The following is a 25274-nucleotide window of genomic DNA, read 5'->3' as shown; positions in this document are numbered from 1 at the left end:
TCAGCGATCTCCCTCGGTCGGCGTCAGGTATGGCCGCTGGTCCTTCTTGGACTCCTGGTACGACGCCGACGCGGCCCGGGTCGTGTCGAGCGCCGACACCTCGCTGACCGGGACGTCCCACCATGACTCGCTGTCCGGCGCACCGATCAACGGATCCGTGGTCACGTGGATCGCGATCGGTCCGGTCGCGGCCTTCGCCGTACCGATCGCCTTCTCCAGCTCGGCGCGGTCGTGCACCTCGATCACGTCGACGCCGAGGCTGCGGACGTTCGCGGCCAGGTCGACCGGCAGGTAGTCGCCGTCGAGCCGGCCCTCGCCGCCGCGCCGCCGGTACGCCGTCCCGAACCGCTGCGAACCCAACGACTCCGACAGCGCGCCGATCGACGCGAAGCCGTGGTTCTGCACCAGGACGACGACGATCTTGACGTTCTCCTGGACCGCGGTGACCAGCTCGGACGACATCATCAGGTACGACCCGTCGCCGACCATGACGAAGACGTCGCGGTCGGGCGCCCCGAGGCGGACGCCGATCCCGCCGGCGATCTCGTAGCCCATGCAGGAGTAGCCGTACTCGACGTGGTACCCCTTCGGGTCGCGCGTCCGCCACAACTTGTGCAGGTCGCCCGGCATCGAGCCGGCCGCGCAGACCACCACATCGGACGGCGCCGACAATTCGTTCACGGCGCCGAGCACCTCGCCCTGTGTCAGCAGGCCGTCGGCGAGTTTCGCGGTCACCTCGGCGGGCGGGTTGTAGGCGTTGTCCACAATCCCGTCCCACTGGGTTGCGAGCATGCCGGTCAACGACCTGTACTGGTCGCTCACGGACCAGTCACCGACCGCGGATCGCAACGAGACAAGGGCTTCCCGGGCATCCGCGACGAGAGGAAGGCCGGCATGTTTGCCACCGTCGAAACGCGCCACGTTGATGTTCACGAACCGCACGTGCGGGTTCTGGAAGGCGGTCCGCGAGGCCGTCGTGAAGTCGCTGTAGCGGGTGCCGATGCCGATCACCAGGTCGGCGTCGCGGGCCAGGGTGTTGGCTGCCGTGGTCCCGGTCGAGCCGACCGCGCCGACCGACTGCGGGTGGTCGTAGCGCAGGGACCCCTTGCCCGCCTGGGATTCCGCCACCGGGACGCCGGTCGCCTCGGCGAACTCACGGAGCGCGTCCTCGGCGCCGGAGTAGTGCACGCCGCCCCCCGCGACGATCAGCGGCCGCTGCGCGGACCGTAGGAGATCTACCGCCTTGTCGACAATTGATGCTTCCGGCAATGGCCTCGCGACGTCCCAGGTGCGCTCCGTGAAGAGCTCGCCGGGCCAGTCGTAGGCCTCGGCCTGGACGTCCTGCGGCAGGGCCAGGGTGACCGCGCCGGTCTCGACCGGATCTGTCAGCACGCGCATGGCGTTGAGCAGGGCCGACGGCAGCTGCTCGGGGCGCCAGATGCGGTCGAAGTACTTCGACACCGGGCGGAAGGCGTCGTTCACGGAGACGTCGCCGGCGCCGAAGCTCTCGAGCTCCTGCAGCACGGGAGTCGCCACCCGGGTCGCGAACACGTCCGACGGAAGGAGGAGAACAGGCAGCCGGTTGATCGTCGCCAGGGCCGCGCCGGTCACCATGTTGGTCGACCCCGGGCCGATGCTTGCCGTGCAGGCGTAGGTCTGGAGCCGGTCACGGGTGCGGGCGAAGGCGGAGGCGGTGTGCACCATGGCCTGCTCGTTGCGGGCCAGGATGTACGGCAGCGCGTCCGGGTCGTCGAGCTCGGCCTGCAGCAACGCCTGACCGACCCCGGCGACGTTGCCGTGCCCGAAGATGCCCAGGCAGCCGGCGAACAGGCGCTGCCGTCCGCCGTCGCGCTCCGAGTACTGGACGCTCAGGAATCGCACCAACGCCTGGGCGACCGTGAGACGGACCGTCATCGCTGTCCTCCGGAGAAGTCTGCGCCGCAGCGCGGATCGGTGGGGTGACCCGTGGCTCCCGTGCCGGCCGACCGACGCGTCGCTCGGCCCGGGGCGGTCGGGTTGATCATGGTTCGCCTCGGGGCGGCCGAGTCAGTCATGGCCGGCTCCGAGGGGGAGGCGGGGGTCCATCGGCTGGGTCGGCCAGAGTTCGCGGACCCACCCGTGCTGGGGGTCGTCGGTGATCAGCCACTCGCGTTCGGCGCCGGGGCCGGCCATCACGTTCAGGTAGTACATGTCATAGCCGGGAGGCGCCATCGCGGGACCATGCCAACCATGCGGGACCAGCACCAGGTCACCGCTGCGGACCTCCGCGAGCACGTCGATCGGGCGGTCCTCGGTGCCGTACACCCGCTGGTAGCCGATCGGGTCGTTGCCCTTGACACCTTCCGGGGCGCCGTCGGCGAGCTGCAGCTCGAAGTAGTAGATCTCCTCGAGCTCACTCTCCTCGCCCGGCCGGTGCTCGTCGTGCTTGTGCGGCGGGTACGACGACCAGTTGCCGGCCGGGGTGAGCACCTCGCAGGCGATGATCGAGTCGGCCTCGAGGACGGCCGGCGTGCCGAAGTTGCGGACCTGGCGGGACGCGACACCTGCACCGCGGAGCTCGGTCTCCACCTGCTCGACACCGATCCGCCGGAACGGGTGGTCGGCGGCCGCCTTGGCGTGCGGGAACGCGATCCGCGCACCACCGGCGCTGAGGACCGCGAACGCCGTACCGCGGGGAACGTAGGCGAGATCGGTCGGGCCGGCGAAGACGTCTGCGCGGCCACCGAGCGGGACGGTCTCGCCGTCCACGATCACCTCGGCCGAGCCGCTCAGCGGAAGGACGAGGTACTCGCAGTCGCCGGTGTCGAGCTGGACCGACTGACCCGGCTGCAGGGTGCTGATCGCCAGGCCGGTGTGATGCCAGTCCTGCTCCCCCGGCCGGACCATCAGCTCGAATCCGTCGCGGGCCGTCGTACCGGCCGGGCGGAACCACTCGGTCACGCGACACCTCCGTGAACCAGGACGGCGGCCCGGTCGACGGCGGCCGACACGTTGCCGTCGGGTGGGAACAGCAGGGCCCGGCCGACGACGAGACCACGAACGGACGGGAGGCTGAGTGCCTTGCCCCAGGAGGCGTAGGTCTCCTCGGGTGAGACGGTCGGGTCGCCCCCGAGCAGCAGCGTCGGCAGCGTCGTCGCCTCCATCACTCGCTCGAGATCGTCCACGACCGGGAGCTTGAGCCAGGTGTACGCGCTGGTCGCACCGAGACCGGAGGCGATGTGGATCGACTTGATCACGGAGTCCGGGTCGAGCAGGTTCGTCACCCGCCCGTCCTTGCGCGTCGACCAGAACGGCTCGACCATCGCCATCAGCTTGTGCTCGGCCAGGCCGGTGACCGCGGCGGCACTGCTTTCCAGCGTCGCCACCGTGCCCGGATCACCCAGGTCGATCCTGGTCAGCATCTTGCCGCCGTCGAGCCGGCGGGCGGCGATCTCGCCGGCCGAGCGGTACGCGGTGAAGCGGTCGTCCAGCTCGAAGGCCGCGCCCTGCAGGCCGCCGCGGTTCATCGAGCCGATGACGACCTTGCCCTCGAGCGCCCCGAGCAGCAGCAGATCCTCGAGTACGTCGGGCGTCGCGAGCACACCGTCGACACCCGGGCGTTCCAGTGCGGTGATCAGCCGGTCGATCAGCGCCGGGCGGCTGGCCATCGCCATCCGGTCACCGCGGACCCCGAGCGCACCCCGCGCCGGGTGGTCGGCCGCGACGATCAGCAGCCGGCCGTCCGCGCCGACGAGCTCGCGCCGGCGCCGCTGCTGCCAGGCCTCGCTGATCCGTTCGGGCTGCCGTACCCGCAGGTCGGTCAGGCTGTCCAGCTGCCGTGCCCGGCGCTCGATCGCCTCGACGGCCTGCCGCGTCCCGGTGTCGCTCATGCTTGCTCACCCGGCTCTTCCGCAGGCTTGCTGCCGGCCAGCAGGTTCAGGACCTCGGCTTCGGAGGGCATGGCGGTCGAGCACTCCAGGCGGGAGGCGACGATCGCGCCGGCTGTGTTGGCGAACCGGATCACCTTCTCCAGCGGCCAGCCGGCGAGCAGTCCGTGGCAGAGCGCGCCGCCGAAACCGTCGCCGGCACCGAGACCGTTCACCACCTCCACCGGGAACGGCGGTACCTCGACCCGCTCGTCGCGGGTGCGGGCCAGCGTGCCCTTCGGGCCCTGCTTGACGATCGCCAAGTCGAGACCGCGGTCCAGCAGGGCCTGCGCAGCCTTGTCCGGATCGGTCTCGCCGACCGCCACCTCACACTCCTCACGGTTGCCCACGGCAACCGTGCAGTGGTCGAGCGCCCGGCTGACCTGCTCGTGCGCCTCACTCGGGTCGGCCCAGAACATCGGCCGGTAGTCGAGGTCGAGCACGGTGAACGGGCGCCGTTCGCGGGCCTCCCAGGCGACGAAGTGCGCCGAGCGGCTGGGTTCGGCGGACAGGCCGGTGACGGTGGACCAGTAGATGCTCGCGTCCCGGATCGCGGTCAGGTCGAGCTCGGAGGGGTAGATCTCCAGATCCGGGGCCTTCGGGAACCGGTAGAAGTACAACGGGAAGTCGTCCGGTGGGAAGATTTCGCAGAACGTGATCGGTGTCGGCAGGCTGTCGACCGGGCGCACGTACCGGTCGTCGACGCCGAGCTCGCGCAAAGTGCGGTGGATGAAGGTGCCGAACGGATCGTTCCCGGTCCGGCTGATCACCGCCGACCGCCGCCCGTGCCGGGCCGCCGCGACCGCGACGTTCGTGGCGCTCCCGCCCAGGAACTTCCCGAAGCTCTCCACGTCCTCCAGGTGCGTGCCGACCTGCAGCGGATACAGATCGACGCCGATCCGCCCGATGGTGAGCACCTCGTCCGGTCGCTCGTTCCCACCGGCCGACGGTGTGAGCTCGTCCGGAGTCATCCGAGGGTCTCCGCGATCGACCGGAGGTGCGCGATGCTCGCGCGGACGTCGGTGAGCGGACCTTCGCCGGCGGGACGGGACCGGAGGATGGTGTCCTGCTCGAGGACGTACCAGCCGCGGTAGCCGGAGGACTCCAGCGTGCGAACGATCGTGGTGAGGTCGATGTCGCCGGCTCCCAGCGGGCGGTACATGCCCTCACGTACGGCGTCGGTGTAGGACACCTCACCGGACTGGACCTTCGCGGCCCACGCCGCGTCCACGTCCTTCAGGTGCGTGTGCTCGATCCGCGCGGTGTGCTCGATCGTCAGCGCGACCGGGTCGACTCCGCCGATCAGCAGGTGGCCGGTGTCGAGGGTGAGCCCGATCGACGACCCCCGCAGTACCCGGTCGACGTCGTCGGCGTTCTCGACCATCGTGCCGACGTGCGGATGGATCGTGGCCAGCACCCCGCGATCGGCCGCGAGTACGGACAACTTGTCCAGGTTGGCGAGCAACGTGGTCCAGCCGGTCTCGTCCAGCACCGGCCGGTCGTCGTACCCGTCCTGGCCGGTCGCCGCGGCGAGCACCAGGGTGGTCGCCCCGGCGGCGACGAAGCCCTCGAGCGCCGCGGCCACCTCGGCACTCGGGTCGTGTCCGGGATCGTGCAGGACGACGGGGACGAAGCCGCCGACCGCGCGGAGGCCGAGGTCGGCGAGCGTCTTCGCCTTGTCGGCCGGGTCCTCGGGCAGGAACCCGTCCGGACCGAACTCGGTCGCCGCGATGCCGACGTCGCGCATCTCGGCGAGCACCGTCTCCGGGTCGTTCTGCCAGCCCCAGCCGGGAACCTCGCAGACACCCCACGAGATCGGGGCGCCGGCGATCCGGAGTGCAAGGTCAGTCATCGGGCTGAGCTCCTCTGCGGTCGTGGGGGTCACAGGTGGACGAGCCGGTTCTCGCGGCGGGACTGTTCGCACGCGTCGGCGATCCGGAAGGCCTGGTAGGCGTCGCGGACGGTGCACGGGACCTCGCGGGCGCCGGCGGCGACCTCGGTGAAGGCGGTCAGCTCGGCGACGTACGCGGGCCGGAAGCGGTCCATGAAGGTCGCATGCGGCTGTCCGCCGGGGAACGTGACGCCGGCCTCGGCCGAGCGGAGGGCGGTGTGTTCGTCCAGGCCGACCGCGAGCGATCCGAGGCTACCGAGGACCTCCATCCGGACGTCGTGGCCGGCGGCGTTGTACCGGGTGCCGCTGACCGAGACGAAGGTGTTGTCGTCGAGCGTGAGCAGCGCGGCGGCCGCGTCGACGTCGCCGTACTCGCCGAAGAAGGCCTCACCGCGGTTCGCGCCGGTGGCGAACACGCTGACCACCTCGCGGCCGGTGACGTACCGGATGATGTCGAAGTCGTGCACGGTGCAGTCGCGGAAGAACCCGCCGCTGGTCGGGATGTACTCCTGCGGCGGCGGGAACGCGTCGTTCGTGTTCGCGCGGATGTGGTGGACGAAGCCGAGCTCGCCGGAGCGGACGGCGGCCGCGGCCGCCTGGTACCCGGCGTCGAACCGGCGCTGGAAACCGATGTGCACCGGTACGTCGGAACCCTCGACCAGCTCGACCACGCGCGAGGTGCCGGCCAGGTCGATCGCGACCGGCTTCTCGCAGAACGTCGGGACCCGGGCGGCGACCCCGGCCGCGATCAGGTCCGCGTGCGCCGACGTCGCGGCGGCGATCACGAAACCGTCCAGGCCGCTCGCCAGCAGCGCGGGCACGTCCGGCGCGTACTCCAGCCCGAGGTCCTTGGCGACCAGCTCGGCGCGGGTCGCGTCGGCGTCCGCGACCACCACCTGGTCCACCGCCGGCAACCCCTTCAGGGTCGCGGCGTGGAACGCCCCGATCCGCCCGACCCCGACCAACCCGATCCGCATTCGCGCAGCCCTCTCCCATGTCATCCGGCAGGGCGCGCCGATTCCCGGAGGCGGCGCGCTGGTTGATCGCCAGCTTTCCGGGCCGCCGGGAACGTGTCAATAGTTTGTTAACACATTTTCACGTAGAGACATACATACGTCGCTGTTGTAACATCCGCTCATGACCGTACTCCGGCGCGGCGGGTCATGGGGCCCCATGACCGGGCTCCCCCCGCTCCTCAGTCCAGGCCGGGAGGCCCCATGACCGGCGCCCTGCCGATTCAGCTCGATCGGTCGAGCCCGGTGCCGCTGTACCACCAGCTCGCCGAGCAGCTGACCGCTGCGATCACCGAGGGCCGGCTGCGGCCCGGCGACCCGTTCGAGAACGAGATCGGCATGTCCGACCGGCTCAATCTGTCCCGGCCGACCGTCCGCCGGGCCATCTCGGAGCTGGTCAACCAGGGCCTGCTGGTCCGCCGGCGCGGGATCGGCACGACGGTCGCGAACCAGATGGTGCACCGCAAGGCCGAGCTCACCAGCCTGTACGACGACCTCGAACGCGAGGGCCGGACGCCGCGGACCGAGGTGCTCTCACTCGACTGCGACGCCCAGGACGACCGCGCCGCCGCCGTCCTCGAGCTGCCCGCCGGCACCCCGCTGGTGTCGATCGTCCGGCTCCGCTACGCCGACGACATGCCGCTGGCGATCATGCGCAACTGGTTGCCGCCGACCCTCGACGACCTCAGCCTGGAGGAGCTCACCAGCACCGGCCTGTACGCCGTCCTGCGGGCCCGCGGGATCCGGCCGACGGTCGCCCGGCAACGGATCGGCGCCCGCAACGCGACCGCGGACGAACGCCGTACCCTGCACATGTCGAAGGCCGAGCCGCTGGTCACCATGACCCGCTCGGCGTACGCCGCCGACGGCTCGCCGGTCGAGTTCGGCGACCACTGCTACCGCGCCGACCAGTACTCGGTCGACGTCGTCGTCTCCGAGCGCTGATCAGCGCACGAGCGCACCGGCGGCGCTCGGCGCGTCCAGCGGCACGACGAACATCCCGACCCGCAGCCCCGCCGTCCCGGCGGACGTCCTCACCGTGAGAGCCGTTGCCGGCGCCAACTCCGCGAGGAACGACGACGGATGCTGCACCAGCGCCTCCGCAGCCCGGGGCCACCCGCGCCGAGCTGATGATCACGTCGGCCTGGCGGTCGTCGCGTCGCGAAGATCCGCGGCGTCCCGGCCGTCAGCCCGCGGCCCGGGCACCCGGCCGAGCCGGCGGCCTCCTCGAGTGATCGCGGGGCTCACGCCTGGTTGGCCAGCAGGGTGCGGACCAGCCGCAGGCCCACCGACAGGTGAGCCAGCTCCGGGCCCTCGGTTTCGACGATCTCCTCGAGCATGATGGCCGCGCGGGACAGGGCCGCCTCGTTCTGGTCCTGCCAGGTGATGACACGCTGCTCGGGCTCGAGCGAGGCGTCGGTCGTGTCCAGGACCTGGGCGGTCAGCCGGGCGTGAACGGCGTGCAGGTCGTCGCGCAGCGCCGCCCGGGCCATCGTCTGCCAGCGGTCGGTCCGGGGCAGGCCGATGATCCGTTCGAGGAAACGGCCGAGCTGCAGCCGCTCTCCGAGGGCGAAGTGCACCTTGGCGACCTCCATGATGTCGAGGTCGCCGAGGGACGCGGTCTCGACGATGCCCAGTCCCGCGTACGCCGGTGGCAGGACGGCGATCCTGGTCGCGAAGTCGGCCGGCACCCCCGTGCTCACCAAGGCTTCCCGCCGTTGCTCGAACAGCGCCAGCTCGCGACCACGCAGTACGTCGGGCAGCGCGGCGGTGAGCTTCGAGATCCCCGGGACGAAGAAGTCGATCAGGTCCTCGATGTCGACCGGTGGGCGCCGGTTGCTGACCAGCCATCGCGTCGCCCGCTCGACCAGGGTGCGGGTCTCCAGCCGCATGTGGGTCTGGGTCGCCGCGTCGACCACGTTGTCCAGCTCGGCGTTGCGGGCCAGCAGCTCGGGCTGGGCGAAGATCCGGGAGGCGGCCAGGTTCGCCCGGACGACGTCCTCCACCGTCCCGCCGGTCTCCAGCGAGAGCCGGTGGTAGGCGGTGATGCCGGAGGTGTTCACGAACTCGTTCACCACCTGGGTGGTGATGATCTCGCGGCGCAGCTGGTGACTCTGGATCTGGTCGGCGAAGCGTTGCTGGATCGCCTTCGGGAAGTAGCTGAGCAGCTTGGCCGCCAGGAACGGGTCGTCCGGCAGCGACGTCTTCAGCAGCTCCGCCTCGAGCACGATCTTCGTGTAGGCGATCAGCACCGACAGCTCGGGCGACGACAGCCCACGGCCCTCCGCCTTGCGCCGCTTGAACTCGGCCACGCTCGGCAGGAACTCCAGCTCCCGGTCCAGCAGACCCTGCTTCTCCAGCCGCCGGACCCAGTCCTGGTGGACGTGCATCAGGGCGGGCGCCTGCGCGGTCGCGTTCGCCAGCGAGATGTTCTGCCGGTAGTTGCTCTTCAGCACCAGCCCGGCCACCTCGTCGGTCATCGACGCGATGATGTCGTTGCGCTGCTTCTCGGTCAGATCCCCGTCGGCGACCACCTTGTCGAGCAGGATCTTGATGTTCACCTCGTGGTCGGAGGTGTCCACGCCCGCCACGTTGTCGATGAAGTCGGTGTTGATCCGGCCGCCGTGCATCGCGTACTCGATCCGGCCCAGCTGGGTGAAGCCGAGGTTGCCGCCCTCGCCGACCGCGCGGGCGCGCAGCTCCGCGCCGTTGACCCGGATCGCGTCGTTCGCCTTGTCGCCGACGTCCCCGTGGGTCTCGGCCGACGACTTCACGTAGGTGCCGATCCCGCCGTTCCAGAACAGGTCGACCGGCGCCTTCAGGATCGCATTCATCAGCTCGGCCGGGGTCAGCGTCGCCGGGGCGCCCTCGATCCCGAGCACCGCGCGCACCTCGGCCGAGATCGGGATCGCCTTGTCCGTGCGCGGGAACACCCCGCCGCCGGCCGAGATCAGCGCGGCGTCGTAGTCCGCCCACGACGACCGCGGCAGCTCGAACAGCCGGCGCCGTTCCGCGAAGCTCTTGGCCGCGTCCGGCGACGGGTCGAGGAAGATGTGCCGGTGGTCGAACGCGGCCACCAGCCGGATGTGCTCCGACAGCAGCATGCCGTTGCCGAACACGTCTCCGGACATGTCGCCGACCCCGACGACGGTGAAGTCCTGGCTCTGGCAGTCGTGGCCGAGCTCGCGGAAGTGCCGCTTGACCGACTCCCACGCACCGCGCGCGGTGATGCCCATCGCCTTGTGGTCGTACCCGACCGAGCCACCGGAGGCGAACGCGTCGCCCAGCCAGAAGCCGTACTCCTTGGCGACCCCGTTCGCGATGTCGGAGAACGTCGCCGTGCCCTTGTCCGCGGCGACCACGAGGTACGCGTCGTCGCCGTCGTACCGGACCACGTCCCGCGGCGAGACGATGCTGCCGGCGACGATGTTGTCGGTGATGTCGAGCAGGCCGGAGACGAACGTCTTGTACGACGCGATCCCCTCGGCCAGCCAGGCGTCGCGATCGGCCGCCGGGTCCGGCAGCTGCTTGGCGTAGAACCCGCCCTTCGCGCCGACCGGCACGATCACCGAGTTCTTCACCATCTGGGCCTTCACCAGGCCGAGCACCTCGGTCCGGAAGTCTTCGCGCCGGTCCGACCAGCGCAGACCGCCGCGGGCGACCGCGCCGAAGCGCAGGTGCACACCCTCGACCTGCGGCGAGTACACGAAGATCTCGTACGCCGGCCGCGGCTGCGGGAGCTCGGGGATCGCCTTCGGCTCCAGCTTCAGCGAGATGTACGGCCGCGGCGACCCGTCGGCGACGTTCGGCTGGTAGTAGTTCGTCCGCAATGTCGCTTTGATCACGGTCAGGTAGGACCGCAGGATCCGGTCCTCGTCCAGGCTCTTCACCGTGTCCAGCGCGGCCAGGATCTCCTTCTCCAGCTGCCCGGCCAGCGACCGCCGGTCCGGGTCGTCGGCCGCACCGCGGGCCGGGTCGAAGCTGGTCTCGAACAGCTGCACCAGCAGGCTCGCGACGTCCACGTGGTTCAGGAAGGTGTTCTCGATGTAGTTCTGGCTGAACGGCGTACCGCCCTGGCGGATGTACTTCTGGTAGGCCCGCAGGACGGACACCTGGCGCCAGGTGAGGTTGCCCCTGAGGACCAGCGCGTTCAGCTTGTCGGACTCGGCCCGGCCCTCCCAGACGGCGTGGAAGGTGTCGGAGAACAGCTTGCGCAGCTCCGGCCGCTCCTCGAGGTCGGTCGGCACCTTGAGCCCGAAGTCGTAGATGTACGCCGTGGTGCCGACGGGCCGGATCTCGTAGGGCCGCTCGTCGATCACCTCGACGCCCATGTGGGTCAGGTGCGGCAGCACCTGGGACAGCGACAGTGGCGAGCCGGTCCGGTAGACCTTGAACCGCCGCTCACCCGCCCACTCCTCGTCGATCGGGGTGTACAGCGACATGGCCAGCCCGTTCTCGGCCGGCAGGCCCTCGAGCACGTTGACGTCGTTCACCGCGACCCGGGCGTCGAAGTCCTCCTTGTACGCCTCCGGGAACGCGTCGGCGTACTTGCGGGACAGCTGGGTGACCGCGACGTCGCCGCCCTTGGCGTGCAGCGCGGCGGTGAAGTCGTCCACCCAGGCGCGGGTCGCCTCGATCACCTTCTGCTCGAGCAACTCGGCGTCGTACTCGCCGACCGTCTCGCCCTGCTTCATCCGGACGACGAAGTGCACGCGGGCCAGCACGGACTCGGTGACGTAGGCGGCGTACGTGACCGTCTCGGCGCCGATCGCGTCCTTGAGGATCTGCTGCATCTTCAGCCGGACAGCGGTGGTGTAGCGGTCACGCGGAAGGTAGACCAGGCAGGAGAGGTAGCGGTTGTAGACGTCCCGCCGGACGAACAGCTTGACGGCGCGGCGCTCCTGCATGTGCAGCACCGACTGCACGATCGGCAGCAGGTCCTCCACCGGCGCCTGCAGCAGCTCGTCGCGCGGGTAGGTCTCCAGCACGTCGAGCAGACCTTTGCCGCTGTGGCTGTTCGGGTCGAATCCGGTCAGCCGGAACAGCTCCAGCGCCTTGCGCCGCAGCACCGGCACCTGCATGACGCTCTCGGTGTACGCCGTCGACGACAGCAGACCGATGAACCGGCACTCCGCGACCGGCTCGCCGCTGTCGTCGAACTGCTTGATCCCGACGTAGTCCAGGTACGCCGACCGGTGCACGGTCGACCGGGAGTTCGCCTTGGTCAGGATGAGCAGCTTGCGCTCCTGCGCCTTCGCGCTCACCTCGGGCGGGAGCTTGCCCGAGTTCGGCTTCGGGTCGGCCCGGAGGATGCCCAGGCCGGAGCCCGGCCGGCCGCGCAGGATGCCCTGCTCGCCCTCCATGGTGAAGTCGTACTCGCGGTAGCCGAGGAAGGTGAAGTGTTCGTCGGCGAGCCACTCGAGCAGCTCCCGGGCCTCCTCCACCTCGTTCTCGCCGACCGGCAGCCGGGACGCGTCCAGGCCCTCGGCGATGGTGACGGCCTTCTCGTGCATCTTCGGCCAGTCCTCGACCGCCACCCGGACGTCCTGGAGCACCCGCTGCAGCGTCTGCTCCAGCGCCCGCTGCTCGGCGACGTCGGGGATCCGCTCGATCTCCAGGTGCATCCAGCTCTCCCGGACGAGGTCGTGCTCGTCCGAGGTGACGTTGTCGTCCAGCACCTCCTGCAGCGTGCCGGCCATGTCCCGCCGGACGACGAACTGCGGGTGCACGAGCAGTTGCAGCTCGAGGTTGTGCTCGTTGATCACCATCGACGCGCTGTCCACCAGGAACGGCATGTCGTCGACGACGATCTCCACCACGGTCCGGCCGTTCGCGGACCAGCCGTGGTCCTCGGGGGTCGGGGTGAACACGTGGACCTTGGCGGTCCCCTGCGGCCGTGACGTCGCGGACTTGTAGTGGTGCTTCGCGGCGCCCAGGCAGTCGGTCGGCTCCCGTTCGGCGACGTCCTCGGCGGCAACGTGGCGGTAGTACCGCTCGAGGAAGGTCTTCAGCTTGGCCGGATCGATCGACTTGTCGTGCCCCTGTGTTCCCGCAGCCACCGCCTTGGCGAGCACATCCGCCTTCTGGACGTCCAGCTTGCTCTGCATTCCCCACCGTCTCCACGCGTGCCACCGGCGCGCTCCGCACCGGACGGCACGACATTGTGCCGTCACTCAGAGACTAGTCCACCTTTGTCACTGGTGTGCTGTCGGGACGGGCCTGTCCGACGCCTGATTCATCACCTTTCACAACCGGGTCGAGACGGTGTGCCGGAGCCGGCAGGCCAGTACTGCGCGGCGCGCATGCACCAGCTCACCGGCGGTGATCTGACGGCTGCGAAGTTCTGCTGAGAGCTGTCCGGGACCGCGTCCCCAGCTCAGCCCAGACCGCTGACCTCCGGCGGGCAGTCGCTCTCGCAGTGCTTGCCGATGGTGTCGACGATCTCGTCCGACGCCTGGCCGAGGGCGATCATCCGGTCGGTGCCGAGGACGTCGACGAAGAACTCGCGGACCCGGGCGGCGTGCGCCGGCGCGCAGGCCCTGATCGCGGCCAGCCCCTTCTCGGTGATGACGATCTCGGGGTAGCGGGACTCGCAGGCCTCCTTGCGGATCAGGCCGCGCTTCTCCATCCGGCTCAGGTGGTGCGACATCCGGCTCTTCTCCCACTGCGTCGCCCGGCCGAGCTCGAAGGCGCGCATCCGGCCGTGCTCCGACTCGGACAGGTTCACCAGGATCTCGAAGTCCGAGTTGGACATGCCGAACTCCCGCTGGAGGTGTCGCTCCAGGTGTGTCGCCAGCGTCTTGTTCATCAGCAGATAGCTGCGCCACGCGGCCTGCTCGTCGTCGTCGAGCCACGGTCCCTTGCCCACGTCCCCCATCCTACCGGACCGGGTTGACGCATCAACCTAGCGCGCTATGCTGGCTTGGTTGACGCATCAACCTAAGGAGTCCACCCATATGAGCACGAAGCTGATCGCGGTCGTCGGCGCTACCGGGGCCCAGGGCGGCGGCCTGGTCCGCGCGATCCTCGCGGACTCGTCCGGCGAGTTCGCCGTCCGGGCGCTGACCCGCGACCCGGAGTCCGCCAAGGCGAAGGCCCTCGCCGCCGCGGGCGCCGAGGTGGTCGCTGCCGACCTCGACGACGAACCGAGCGTGCGGTCTGCCTTCGACGGTGCGTACGGCGCGTTCGTGGTGACCAACTACTGGGCTCAGCGCAGCCCCGAGGAGGAGGCCGGGCGCACCGCCGCCGAGATGGAACTGGCCCACGCCGAGACCGCCGCCCGGGCCGCTCGCGACGCCGGGGTGGCGCACCTGATCTGGTCGACGCTCGACGACACCCGCCCGTTCTTCGACGGCCGCGACGACGTTCCGCGACTGGACGACGGCCGCTACACCGTCCCGCACTTCGACGCCAAGGCCGAGGCGGACGAGCTGTTCACGAAGTACGGCGTACCGACGACGAACCTGCGGACCACGTTCTACTTCGACGCGTTCGTCAGCGGGATGGAGCCGGTCCGCGCCGAGGACGGCACGCTGACCATCTCGATGCCGATGGCCGACAAGCCGCTGTCCGGCATCGCCTCCGAGGACATCGGCAAGGCCGCCCGGGCGGTCTTCAAGCGCCCCGGCCTGATCGGCGCGACGATCAGCATCGCGGGCGACCACCTGACCGGCGACCAGTACGCGGCCGCCCTGACCGAGGCCCTCGGCGAGAAGGTCGCCTACCGCCCACTGCCGTGGGAGCGGTACCGCGCTCTCGACTTCCCGTACGCCGTCGAGTTCAGCAACATGTTCCAGTACTACGCCGAGAACCACGAGGTCTTCACCGGCGACCGCGACCTCGACAACGTCCGCGACCTCAACCCCGAACTGCAGTCCTTCGCAGACTGGCTGGCCGCGCACAAGGACGCCATCCGTACGACGTAGGTCGTGGGGCGGATCGGCGCAACCGATCCGCCCGTCACGGCCGGGCCTCGAGGATGATGTTGAACGGGGTCTCGGTGGCTCGACGGACGCGGGTGAAGCCGGCTTCGCGCAGGAGTTCGGTCAGCCGGGCCTCGCCGGCCTGTGCGCCGAGCGCCGTACGCGGCTCCGCGGTCATCGAGTGCGCTACGCACACCGTGGTCGATGCGCCGTAGTACAGCCGCCCGACCGGATTCAGGTTGTCCTCCAGACGGTCGTTCGCGAACGGCTCCACGAGCAGGAAGGTCCCATCCGGCCTCAGCGCGGCGCGGATGTGCTTCGCAGCACCCAGCGGGTCCGGCATGTCGTGCAGCGCGTCGAAGATGGCGACCAGGTCGTAGCCGGTGCCCGGGAATCCGGCCGCACTCGCAACCTCGAACGACACCCGCGTTCCCAGGCCCGCCTCCGAGGCGCGCTTGCGCGCCTGTTCGATCGAAGGCCCGTGGTAGTCGAACCCGATCACGTCGGACTCTGGATAGGACTCCGCGATCAGGAGGGTCGACGCCCCGTGCCCGCAGCCGACATCCGCGACCTTGGCGCCGGCCCGGAGCCGCTCCTCGACGCCGTCCAGGGCCGGGATCCACGACGACAACAAGTTGGCCACGTAGCCCGGGCGGAAGAACCGTTCGGTGCCCTCGTACAGGCTGGTGTCGTGCTCGTGCCAGCCGAACCCACGTCCGGTGCGGATGGCCTCGGTGACCGCGTCGACGTTCCTCGCCACGGCTACCGGGATGTGGAACGCGGCCGCGGTCTGCATCCCGTCCGGCCACGCCAGCGCGAACTCCTGTTCCTCGGTGAGATGGAAGCGATCGGCCCGCGGGTCGTAGCTGACGTAGCCTCCGGCCGCCTGCCCGGACAACCACTCGCGTACATAGCGCTCCCCCGCCCCGGCGGCAGACGCGACCTCGGCAGGCGTCGCGGGCATGGTGGCCTGCAGCGCACGGTAGAGACCGAGCCGGTCTCCGATCACCGCACTGACCGCGTGGAATGCCCCACCTAAGTCGGTCACGAACTGTCCCAGCAGTTCATTCAGTTTTCCCTCGTCGATAGCCATCCTTGCTGTCCTCCCCTGGTCGATCGTCCAGCGAATCTGCGCCGGACCGCGTTCTTCCATTGCCGTCGCGACGCCAGTCGCGGTCAAGGGAGGCCGAAACACCGTAAGGATCAGGCAAGCGCCCGGTGACGGGTGGTGAGCCGACCATGCCGAGGTGCGACCATCGGACGGTCTGCCGTCCGTCCAGGCGACGACTCGTCTACTAGGCTCCCGGATGTGGTGACCGAAGGGGAGGTTCGACGGCTGGTGGGAATCGGGTTGCCGGGGTACGACGTCCGGCGGGTGGTGCGGCTGGGCGCGGGGCTGGACAACGTGGCGTTCGCGGTGAACGACGAACTCGTGGTCCGGATCGCCCGCGAGCCGGGCTCGGTCAGCCGGGAGGAGGCGCTGCTCGGCAGGGTCGGTGAGGTCAGCCCGTTGCCGGTTCCGGCACCGGTTTTCGCGCTCGCCGAGCACGACTGCCTGGCCTACCGGAAGCTCACGGGTACGCCGCTGATCGACATCCCGATCGCCGACCGGACGACGCACGCCGTGACGATCGGCGCCGAACTGGGTGCGTTCCTCGCCGTACTGCACAGGTCGGACCCTGGCCGATGGACCGGCCTGGTCGACCGCGACGAGGAACCATTGGCCGACTGGCGCGACGAGGCGGCCGAGCAGTACGCGGACGTCGGGCAGGCGTTGCCACCGGCCAACCACCGCGCGGTCGAAGAGTTCCTGCTCCGGCCGCTCCCCGACCCGGCGCCCGAGCTCGTCTTCTCCCACAACGACCTTGGCATCGAACACGTCCTCGTTGCCCCGGGCACCGAGAAGATCACCGGCGTCATCGACTGGTCGGACGCCGCCCGCTGCGACCCGGCCCGCGACTTCGGCCTGATCCTGCGTGACCTGGGACCGGCCGCCTTCGACGCGGCGCTCGACCGGTACCCGGCCGGGGACGAGCTCCGGGAGCGCGCGTGGTTCTACGCCCGCTGCTCCCTGCTCGAAGACCTCCGGTTCGGCCTCGAGACCGGCCGCACGCCGTACCTCGACAAGTCGCTCGCCGCCGTCGACTGGTTGTTCACCCCCAACTGAGCGACGGCGCCATCCTGGCGATCGGGCACGACCTGTTCTGGAACCGGGTCTTCACCACCGTGACCCCAAGTCTCGGCGATCTGCAGGGCACGCTGTCCGCGGGCGCCGAGGAGGCCTTCCTGCGTGGCGCGATGAGCATCGGCAGTCTCTTCACCGGCGCGGGCACCGGACTGGTGTGCGGACCGGTCGCCGCTGTCATCCATTTCCTTCGCGGCCGGACCGCCCGTCACTGAACGGCGAGACGCCGCCCACCAGAGCATCTATACGAGCCCTGCCGCTAACGAACGGCCGGGGCGGAGACCCGGCGGGACGGCGAAGATGCCGCTGCCGGTCGTCTGGAGGAAGCGGTTCAGGTCGTCGACGGTGGCGAGGACATGCTGCGCCGGGACGAACTGGCGGGCCGGATCCTGGGTGTACGTCAGGAACAACAGGCCGGCGTCGTACGAGTCGTGTCCCACATGACCATCACCATCACCATGCCCATGACGATGCCCATCACCATGCCCATCACCATGCCCATCACCATGCCCATGACCATGGCCGTGCCCGTGTCCCGCCGAGGCGTGCCCGTCCGCGCCGTGGCCCGGCGCCGCGTGGGGATCGAAGCCGCGGTCGTAGTTGTACGAGCGGCGGTACATCTCGAAGCGGTGCATCTGCCGGACGTGCGCCCTGGCCGGGATGGCCGGGCCACCCGTGGCGTCCTTCGCGTCGAGGTCGAGCGGCGTGGACGGGTCCGCACCGGCCGGCGCCGAGAGCGGTGACCCGTCGACCCGCCGCCCGATCGCCTGGTCCTGCTTGGCCACGGGGGTCAGCGACCAGTCCGGCAGGCGCAATCTGATGCGCCGGAACACCAGGTAGGTCCCACCGTGCATCCACGCCGGTTCGGCGGACTTGTCGACCCACACCAGTCGATCACGATCAGGGCCCGGCGCCGGATTCGCCGTACCGTCCTGCTGGCCCAGCAGGTTGCGTGGCGCGTGCCCGTTCGAGGGCCGGCTGATGAACCCCGTGTCCGACCAGCGCAGACGTGCCAGGCCGGGAGCCGTCGCGCGGACCTGCAGGAAGGCGTGACTCAGCACCTGCGGGTCGTCCGCGCACAACTGCACAATCAGGTCGCCGCCGCTGCGCACCTCGTCGAGCGCATCGTCTCCCGGGAACGACGGCAACGGGTCGAGCTTCGCCGGTCGCCGCGCGGCCAGGCCGAACCGGCGGTCGAAGAGCCCGGGCCCGAGCCCGACGGTCATCGTGAACCGGGCCGGATCGAGCCCGGACGCGATCGCCGAGTCGGCCGCCAGTCCGGCGGGTTGCTGCTTGCGCGCCGGAGCGGGCCGGCCCTCGCTCAACGCGGCACCGAGGGCTGTCCAGTCGTCCAGCAGCCGACGCAGACCGGCCCTGCCGGCGGTGACGTCGAAGGCCGCGAGGACGACGTTCGACTGCTGCTCGGTGACGATGCCTGCCTGGTGTTCGCCGTAGAACGGCACCACCGGGCTGGGCGGGGCGGCGTCCGCGGAATCGAGCTGCGTACCCGCGGCGACACCGACGGCCGCCGCGGTGGCCGCAGCGGCGCCGTGCGTGAGAACGGCGCGACGGGAGGGACGGACGGTAGGCGCGGAGAAGTCCGGATCGGATGACATGGACCTAACCTACAGGGTCCCTGTAGGTTACGGTCAGGTACTGCGCTCGACGGTCGCGCGCACGACCTTCGCGAGCAGCGCGGCCAGGATCTTCCGCTCGGCGGCGTCGAGCGGAAGCCAGTCGTCGGACATCGCGGCGACCGCCTCGTCGACGGCGGCCAGGGTCTGCCGCCCGTACTCGGTCAGCAGCAATCGCGCCGCCCGTCCGGCGCGAGTGGGGTCCCGGGGGGCGATGAACCCGCTGGTCTGCAGTGCTTTGATCGACGCCGTCATGGTCTGGACGGTGACGTTCGACCGGCGGGCCAGCGCGGAGTACGACAGGTCGGGCTCGACCGCGAGATGGGCCAGGATGCCGAGTCCCCGCAGGCCGATCCCGAACGCGGACAGCACCTCTTCGACGCGCACCCGCGCCGAACCGCCCGCCATCGCCAGCACGAACGTCAGGTTCCCCAGCATCGCGGGCGGCTGCGGGCGCCCCGGTACATCAGCCATGACCGCATCGTCGCACGCCCGGCCCGCGACCCGGCCCAGCGACCGGCCGATCCCTTGAAGTTGCCATTGGCAACAAATGTGAAGACCTCCGGATCGGCCGGCGACGGACTCGGCACCGCTGCCGGCCGCGTCGATCTTCCTCGACGTCCTGAACGTCGTCCTGTTCCTCCCGCAGATCTTGTCCGGCCGCGGCGAGAGCTGAGCTCAGCGGGGGAAGGTGCCGATGGGGAGGCCGAGGGCGACCTCCTCCTGGGCGTAGCGGAAGTACCGCGCGCGGCGTTCGAGCGCCTCGACCGCCGGGGCGAAGGTTTCGCCGTCCTTCGCGCGGTAGCCGTGCGGGATGCCGACCTCCAGCTCGACCGGCGCCGACCACGTCAGGTTGCGGAACCGGATGACCGGCGGCGGGACGAGCGCGCCGAGCGTCAGCCGGTACCACGGCTGGCCGGGCATGCAGAGCTGGGCGATGACCGGCCCTTCCCGGGCGAGCCGGCTCAGCTCCGACGCGTACGCCGGGCTGTCGCCGGCGCCGGCCGGGTAGAAGTACGCCGCCCACAGCCCGAAGTTCGACTTGGCGGCCTTGACGGCGTAGGGACCGAGCAGCGGATGAACGGACAGCGGCGGCTCGCAGACGAGTTCGGAACCGACCATCAGCGACGGTCCGCTGAGCTCGACCAGGAGCGGTCCGAGGTGCTGTTGAAGCACCGTTTCGGCGATCGCGAGCCAGACCTGGTTGATCAGGTACCGCTGCTCCGCCGCGGCGCGCCGCACGAAGGCGATCACGTCGTCGGTCAGCAGCCTGCCCATCGCCTCGCGGACGAACGTCACCGGCTCGTCGGAGGCGAACGCCGTGAAGACCACGAACGGGAAGAGCGCGTTGCAGATCAAGGAATCGCCGCCGGTCCGGTCGAGCAGCCAGCGGTACGGCCGGGCGTACAACTGCTCCAACGGACCATGCGTCATCACGAAGTCGTAGTCGGTGTGGGAGTACGCCTCAGGCCTGGTCGGTCCTTCCGGACGCTCGAGGTGCTCCTCGGCCATCACCCGCAACGGCCCCCGGATGTGGACGTCCCAGTAGCGGCACCAGGCTTCGACGAGCTCGTCGGCCGCGAACGGTACGGCGGTCGGATCGCGATGCGCGGCGACCCGCGCGGACTCGGCCAGCAGCGTGCCGTCGGCCTCGAGCGCGAGCAGCCGCTGCCATTCGTCGGCCACCAACCGCGTCAGGTAACCAGAGCCGAGCAACTGCCAGAAGTGCACGGTCTCGTGAATCAGCAGCCGGGGCAGGCGGTCGCCCCAGGCCGGGTCGTTCAGCCTGGCCCAGACGGGCAGGACCGGCTCCTCGACCCAGTCGGCCGGGGCGTCGGCATCGACGTGCACGATCCCGGTGAGGAAGTCGAACCGGCTGTTCACGTCAGCCGCCGGCAGCCGCCACCAGCACGTCGAACAACTGCTGGACCTCCACCGGATCCTTGCCCTGCAGGCTGTGGACCTGCGCCGGCCGGTTCGGCTCGCGCACGATCAGCGTGCCGTGCGGAACCCGCGCGACGTAGCTGATCGACGGCGGATCCGTCCCGAGATCCAGGATGACGCCCGACTCGGTGTTGCGTTCGTGCAACCGGACCAGCCGCGAGATCACCGCACCGGCCAGACCGACCAGCCCGATGACGACGAACTCGACGAAACCGCCGTCGGCCAGCGCCCGGTCGGGCCGGACCGCCGTCGGCTCGCTCACCTGCACGTCGCCGGCCTGCCGCAACTCCTGGACCGCTTCGCGGGGAACCAGCACCTGCACCCGAAGTTCGTTGTCCATTGGCCGCCCCTCCCTCGAGCAGATTCGCACAGCGGACGAGCCGCGTCCATGGACGGTGACGCGTATCTCGCCGAACCCGGCCGACCGGGTCACGGCGCGGCAAGGGCGAGCGCGATCTCGTTGCGTCCGATGGTCATCCGGCCCGGCTGTCTCGGCGACCCAGCGGGCCTCGGAACCCCAGGAAATGAGGGGAATTCACGTCCAAGGTTCCCGACCACGACCCTCGAAAGAACGGCGTAACCCCGACCCTGGTGAATCGTTGAGCACTCAGATTCACCGCCCGAATCGAACACGCTCTGCGGAGCGAGGAACTGTGAGGTGTTCCGCCATGCGCAATCCGCTCGTTGTGAGATCCCTGGCACTGCTGGCCGCGGGATCAGCCCTGATAGGCGCCTTCGGCGCAACTACCGGCGCACAGGCGCTGGTCGATCCGTCCCCGGCCGGCGTGGTAGCCGACAGCCGCGTCGCCTCGCTGGTCCGTCCTACCACCAGCCAGGTCGACGCCGTCGCGGCGATCCTTGCCGGTGCCGGTGCCGGCGCCCGCGTCACCTGGGATCCGCGCTACGGCACGCCCCGCACCATCAGACCGGATGTCGGCGAGGCACTGTCCGGACCACGGCCCGGCTCGGCCGTCGACGTCGCCAGGGCTTGGCTGACCGAGAACCGGGCGGTGCTCGGCCTCAGCGCTGCCGACATCGCCGCAATGGCCGTCCGCCGCGACCATTCGCTGCCCGGCACCGGGTCCAGGGTGGTCAACCTGACCCAGACGTTCGGCGGTATCCCCGCCGCACGCGGTGGTTCGGTCGGCGTTCTCGTCGCGGCTGACGGCCGGGTGCTGAGCTACACCGGCTCCACCAGCCGCAGCAACGCCCTGGTCGGCTCGTTCGACCTCTCCCCACAGGTCGCACTGACGAAGGTGGCCGCCGCACTGGCCCCGCAGGTGAAGTACGAACCGTCCCTCACCGGTGCGAGCCAGGCCGGCTACCAGGTCGTTGCCAGGGGCCCCTTCGCCGCGAACTCGTACCTGCGAAAGACCACCTTCGGCACCGCTGAAGGCGGCCGCGCGGCGTACCAGGTGCTCTTCGTCAAAGCTCAGGACGAGGCGTACGACGTGCTCGTGGACGCCAGGTCCGGCGAGGTGCTGTACCGGCGCAGCCTCGTCCAGCACGAAGGGCCGCTCGACCCCGAGGGAACCGTCTACCGCAACTACCCGGGCGCGCCCGCCGGTGGTACGCCGGAACGAGTGTCGTTCGGGCGGACGCCGGAGTCACCGAACGGCTGGGTGGACCCGCTCGGCCTGACCGGAACCGGCGTCACCACCTTCGGCAACAACGCCAACGCGCATGCGAACTGGTCGAACTTCATCGGCCCGATCGACCCCGGTCCACGCCCGGCCGATCCGCAGGGCAAGTTCAACTACGTGTTCACCGACCAGTGGGGCGAGCAGCAGTGCGCCGTCCCGTCGTACAGCCACGACATCGATCCGTCGGCGACCAACCTCTTCTACCACCACAACCGCATCCACGACGAGTACTACGACCTCGGATTCACGGAGTCGGCCGGGAACTTCCAGATCGACAACTTCGGCAAGGGCGGTCTGGGCGGTGACGCGATCCAGGGCCTGGCCCAGGCGGGCGCGGTGTCCGGCGGCGCCCCGACGTACACCGGGCGCGACAACGCCTACATGCTTACGCTGCCGGACGGCATCGCACCGTGGAGCGGAATGTTCCTCTGGGAACCGATCAACGACGCGTTCGAGGGCAAGTGCCGTGACGGCGACTTCGACGCCGGCGTCATCCAGCACGAGTACTCCCACGGTCTGTCGAACCGCTACGTCGGCACCGAGGACGGCGCGCTCGGCGGTCACCAGTCCGGCTCGATGGGTGAAGGCTGGGGTGACTGGTACGGCCTGGACTACCTGCACCGTGAAGGCCTGCAGACCACTTCCGAGCTCGGCGCGTACGCGACCGGCAACACGTTCCGGGCGATCCGGAACTGGCCGTACGACCAGAACCCGACGACTTTCGGCGACATCGGGTACGACCTGACCGGACCGGAGGTGCACGCCGACGGGGAGATCTGGACGGCGACCCTGTGGCAGCTGCGCAAGGCCCTGGTGGCGAAGTACGGGCAGGCACTCGGCTCGGAGATCGCCGCCCGCGCGGTCACCGACGCGATGCCGCTGTCCCCCAACGACCCGTCGATGCTGGACGTCCGCGACGCGATGATCGTTGCCTTGGACAACAGATACCACTCGCGGCCGGACGCCGGTGAGCTGATCGACCTCGTCTACACCGCTTTCGCGCAGCGGGGGATGGGTACGTCGGCGAGCAACCACACGACCGACGACGACCCCACCGGGGCGAACGACATCGACCCGGTGCCGGGTTTCGAGCACCGCAACCCGGCACTCAACGGCAGCCTCAACGGTGTCGTGCTGAACGCGTCGACAGGCAAGCCCGTGGCCGGTGCCAAGGTCATCCTCGGCATGTTCGAGGCGAAGGTCAGCCCGGCGGCGAAGACCGGACCGGCCGGCGCGTTCGCCGTACCTGCCGTCGCGGGGACCTATCCGGTCACGATCCAGGCGCCGGGCTTCGGAGCCCAGACCTTCACCGGCCTGCAGGTGAAGGCGGGAGGGACCACGGCGAAGAAGTTCGTGCTGGCGCCGAACCTCGCGTCGGCGGCGAACGGCGCGAGCATCGTCTCCACCACGAACCCGGACGGCGCCAAGCCGCTGATCGACGACACCGAGGGCACGACCTTCTCAGCCGCCGCCGGCACCGGGAACGCGGTGGTCAAGCTGGCCCAACCGGCCGCGATCTCGGCCGTACAGGTGTCGGCCTACACGTCGTCCCGGTTCGAGGCGCTCAAGTCGTTCACGCTGCAGACCAGCAACGACGGGGTGAACTGGACGACCGTCCCGGCGTTCGGCAAGAACGCGTTCTCGTACCAGGCTCCCCGGCCGGTGCTGCCGGACGTGCACTACAAGACGTTCACCCTCGCCAAGCCGGTCACCGCGTCGTACCTGCGGTTCTGGACCGACGAGGCGATGGGAGACACCAAGACGAACGTCCAGACCGGTGACCTGCAGGTCTTCTCCGGCACGGTGAAGCAGGTCGAGCCGCTGCCGCCCACGCCGCCGGACGCGCCGGTCACCGAGACCTTCACCATCAAGGCCGGCGAGCCCGCCAACGTCGTCGATCCCGGCGTGACGGGAACGGAGTTCGTCAATACCTGCATGGCTCCGCCGGCCAGCCAGGACGTCGACGGCCATGTGACCACCCTCTCCGGCGAGTCCGGTGACGGCGCCCATGCCATCTCGGTCAAGGGCTCAGGTATCGGCACCTGGGACCTGGACGTCTACTTCTACAGCTCGTCCTGCCAGCTCCTCGGCCAGGTCGCCACCGCGGCGCCCGACGAGACCGGTGTCATACCCTCCAACGCCAAGTACGTCGTCACCCACCTGTACCTCGGCGCCGCCTTGCCAGTAACCCTGACCATCACCGACACCCAGTAGGTCGGACCGGACGGCGGCGCGGGCGAACAACCCGCGCCGCCGACCGGATCGCTCGTCCGAACCGGCGGCGACGTCCGAGCGCGTCCTCCTCGACCAGCAGCACCCGCGCCACCCGACGAGCGTACTCACGACGGTGCACGCAAGCCGGTGCTGCGGAGCTCCAGGTCCGCGAGTCTGGTGATGACCTCGGTGTCGCCGTCGCGCCAGGCGCCGACCGGGTCGTCGGAGATCGTCGCCAGCCGGTGCATCGGCTGGCTCGCCATCGCCCGGAGCGCGAACAGGTCCAGATCCGCGGCGCTGTCGATGAACTTCTGCGCCGCCGTCGCCCGCCGGGAGAACCGGATCCGCCGCGGCAGCCAGATCAGCATCGCGAACAACACCGGCAGCCCGATCGTCACCCCCGCCAGCACGTACGCCAACTGCTCGACCGCGTGCGCCTGGTCCCGGCCGGCCTGTGCCATCCGTCCGGCCGCCGCCGCGGCGCCGTCGACCGGCGACCGCAACTCGTCCCCGAGCGCGGGCACCTTACCGATCGGCTCGGACAACTTCCGCAGGTCGTTCGCCAGCCCGTCGCCCGCCTCGGCCGTCTTGCGTCCCGGCGCACCCAGCGCGTTGGTGATCCGGAACACCAACCGCCCGAGCTCCACGCACAGCCAGATCCAGCCGGCCAGCATCAGATCGCCGACCAACTGCCCGAACCGCTGGCCGCCCACGTCCGAATAGAGCTTCACGAAACAGATCTCCTCTGCGGCTCGGCTGATGACGGGATTCTCGACCAGTTCCCATCGGTACGTTTCCCTAATGACATCCGAACGGTCGCTGGCGCGGGGAGTGGATCCCTGACACGTTTCGGGTTCTGAGAGGCCTCTGGTAAGACCGGGACGCTGGCCTGTGGCGGCGGCCGTTCACCAACCCACCACCAG

20 protein-coding genes are annotated in these 25274 nt (G+C 70.0%); 5 read left to right on the top strand and 15 right to left on the bottom strand.

The window, feature by feature from the left end; genetic code table 11:
* From iolD to E1218_RS13255, 6 genes are all read right to left on the bottom strand, one after another.
* Complete coding sequence (gene iolD / locus E1218_RS13280) at positions 1 to 1914, bottom strand: 3D-(3,5/4)-trihydroxycyclohexane-1,2-dione acylhydrolase (decyclizing) (RefSeq protein WP_132319805.1); 1914 nt, start codon at positions 1912 to 1914, stop codon at positions 1 to 3.
* A 132-nt stretch (positions 1915 to 2046) separates the two neighbouring features.
* Positions 2047 to 2940, bottom strand: coding sequence for a 5-deoxy-glucuronate isomerase (gene iolB / locus E1218_RS13275; RefSeq protein WP_132319803.1), 894 nt, complete (start codon positions 2938 to 2940; stop codon positions 2047 to 2049).
* Positions 2937 to 3869 carry a Cgl0159 family (beta/alpha)8-fold protein gene (locus E1218_RS13270; RefSeq protein ID WP_233712202.1) on the bottom strand — a complete coding sequence of 311 codons (933 nt, stop codon included), beginning with the start codon at positions 3867 to 3869 and terminating at the stop codon, positions 2937 to 2939. The genes iolB and E1218_RS13270 overlap by 4 nt, the downstream gene beginning before the upstream one ends.
* Entirely contained in the window at positions 3866 to 4876 is a 1011-nt protein-coding gene (gene iolC / locus E1218_RS13265; RefSeq protein WP_132319801.1) for a 5-dehydro-2-deoxygluconokinase, read from the bottom strand. Before iolC ends, E1218_RS13270 begins: the two co-directional genes overlap by 4 nt.
* Positions 4873 to 5757 (bottom strand): sugar phosphate isomerase/epimerase family protein, encoded by an 885-nt coding sequence (locus E1218_RS13260; RefSeq protein ID WP_132319799.1) that lies wholly within the window; start codon positions 5755 to 5757, stop codon positions 4873 to 4875. Before E1218_RS13260 ends, iolC begins: the two co-directional genes overlap by 4 nt.
* 29 nt (positions 5758 to 5786) lie before the next feature.
* The gene (locus tag E1218_RS13255) at positions 5787 to 6773 is read right to left on the bottom strand and encodes a Gfo/Idh/MocA family protein (RefSeq protein ID WP_132319797.1); all 987 of its coding nucleotides are present in this window, start codon (positions 6771 to 6773) and stop codon (positions 5787 to 5789) included.
* 240 nt (positions 6774 to 7013) lie between these two features.
* Here E1218_RS13255 and E1218_RS13250 point away from each other — a divergent pair, with 240 nt between their 5' ends.
* Positions 7014 to 7754 (top strand): GntR family transcriptional regulator, encoded by a 741-nt coding sequence (locus tag E1218_RS13250; RefSeq protein ID WP_132319795.1) that lies wholly within the window; start codon positions 7014 to 7016, stop codon positions 7752 to 7754.
* Here the strand turns inward: E1218_RS13250 and E1218_RS36040 are convergent, their stop codons facing one another.
* From E1218_RS36040 to E1218_RS13240, 3 genes are all read right to left on the bottom strand, one after another.
* Positions 7755 to 7901: a hypothetical protein gene (locus E1218_RS36040; protein ID WP_165949253.1), complete on the bottom strand. Its 147-nt coding sequence runs from the start codon at positions 7899 to 7901 to the stop codon at positions 7755 to 7757.
* Between the two features lie 152 nt (positions 7902 to 8053).
* Complete coding sequence (locus E1218_RS13245) at positions 8054 to 12916, bottom strand: NAD-glutamate dehydrogenase (protein WP_132319793.1); 4863 nt, start codon at positions 12914 to 12916, stop codon at positions 8054 to 8056.
* A gap of 269 nt (positions 12917 to 13185) precedes the next feature.
* Positions 13186 to 13686 (bottom strand): MarR family winged helix-turn-helix transcriptional regulator, encoded by a 501-nt coding sequence (locus tag E1218_RS13240; protein WP_132319791.1) that lies wholly within the window; start codon positions 13684 to 13686, stop codon positions 13186 to 13188.
* A gap of 79 nt (positions 13687 to 13765) precedes the next feature.
* On the opposite strand from E1218_RS13240, the gene E1218_RS13235 reads away from it, so the two are divergent.
* Positions 13766 to 14734: an NmrA/HSCARG family protein gene (locus tag E1218_RS13235; RefSeq protein WP_132319789.1), complete on the top strand. Its 969-nt coding sequence runs from the start codon at positions 13766 to 13768 to the stop codon at positions 14732 to 14734.
* A 34-nt stretch (positions 14735 to 14768) separates the two neighbouring features.
* Here E1218_RS13235 and E1218_RS13230 read toward each other — a convergent pair whose 3' ends face one another.
* Positions 14769 to 15824 (bottom strand): class I SAM-dependent methyltransferase, encoded by a 1056-nt coding sequence (locus E1218_RS13230; RefSeq protein ID WP_202865979.1) that lies wholly within the window; start codon positions 15822 to 15824, stop codon positions 14769 to 14771.
* A gap of 216 nt (positions 15825 to 16040) precedes the next feature.
* Between E1218_RS13230 and E1218_RS13225 the strand changes: the two genes are divergently transcribed.
* Both E1218_RS13225 and E1218_RS36035 read left to right on the top strand, forming a co-directional pair.
* Positions 16041 to 16898, top strand: coding sequence for a phosphotransferase family protein (locus E1218_RS13225; RefSeq protein WP_202865977.1), 858 nt, complete (start codon positions 16041 to 16043; stop codon positions 16896 to 16898).
* Positions 16899 to 16957: 59 nt separating this feature from the next.
* Positions 16958 to 17131 carry a hypothetical protein gene (locus E1218_RS36035; RefSeq protein WP_165949252.1) on the top strand — a complete coding sequence of 58 codons (174 nt, stop codon included), beginning with the start codon at positions 16958 to 16960 and terminating at the stop codon, positions 17129 to 17131.
* Positions 17132 to 17158: 27 nt separating this feature from the next.
* On the opposite strand, the gene E1218_RS13220 is transcribed toward E1218_RS36035, so the two are convergent.
* The 4 genes from E1218_RS13220 to E1218_RS13205 all read right to left on the bottom strand — a co-directional run bounded on the left by E1218_RS13220 (position 17159) and on the right by E1218_RS13205 (position 20834).
* Complete coding sequence (locus E1218_RS13220) at positions 17159 to 18532, bottom strand: Dyp-type peroxidase (protein ID WP_132319787.1); 1374 nt, start codon at positions 18530 to 18532, stop codon at positions 17159 to 17161.
* 33 nt (positions 18533 to 18565) lie between these two features.
* Positions 18566 to 19024: a MarR family winged helix-turn-helix transcriptional regulator gene (locus tag E1218_RS13215; protein WP_132319785.1), complete on the bottom strand. Its 459-nt coding sequence runs from the start codon at positions 19022 to 19024 to the stop codon at positions 18566 to 18568.
* Positions 19025 to 19228: 204 nt separating this feature from the next.
* Positions 19229 to 20434: a hypothetical protein gene (locus tag E1218_RS13210; protein WP_132319783.1), complete on the bottom strand. Its 1206-nt coding sequence runs from the start codon at positions 20432 to 20434 to the stop codon at positions 19229 to 19231.
* Between the two features lies 1 nt (position 20435).
* On the bottom strand, positions 20436 to 20834 hold the full coding sequence (locus E1218_RS13205) for a hypothetical protein (protein WP_132319781.1): 399 nt from the start codon (positions 20832 to 20834) through the stop codon (positions 20436 to 20438).
* Between the two features lie 328 nt (positions 20835 to 21162).
* On the opposite strand from E1218_RS13205, the gene E1218_RS13200 reads away from it, so the two are divergent.
* On the top strand, positions 21163 to 24351 hold the full coding sequence (locus tag E1218_RS13200) for a M36 family metallopeptidase (RefSeq protein ID WP_132319779.1): 3189 nt from the start codon (positions 21163 to 21165) through the stop codon (positions 24349 to 24351).
* A gap of 125 nt (positions 24352 to 24476) precedes the next feature.
* Here E1218_RS13200 and E1218_RS13195 read toward each other — a convergent pair whose 3' ends face one another.
* The gene (locus tag E1218_RS13195) at positions 24477 to 25082 is read right to left on the bottom strand and encodes a hypothetical protein (protein ID WP_132319777.1); all 606 of its coding nucleotides are present in this window, start codon (positions 25080 to 25082) and stop codon (positions 24477 to 24479) included.
* Positions 25083 to 25274 lie beyond the last annotated feature (192 nt).

Source organism: Kribbella turkmenica, assembly GCF_004348725.1.
Classification (GTDB): domain Bacteria; phylum Actinomycetota; class Actinomycetes; order Propionibacteriales; family Kribbellaceae; genus Kribbella; species Kribbella turkmenica.
Note: the sequence above shows the minus strand (reverse complement) of the source record. Positions and strands in the feature narration are given on the sequence as shown.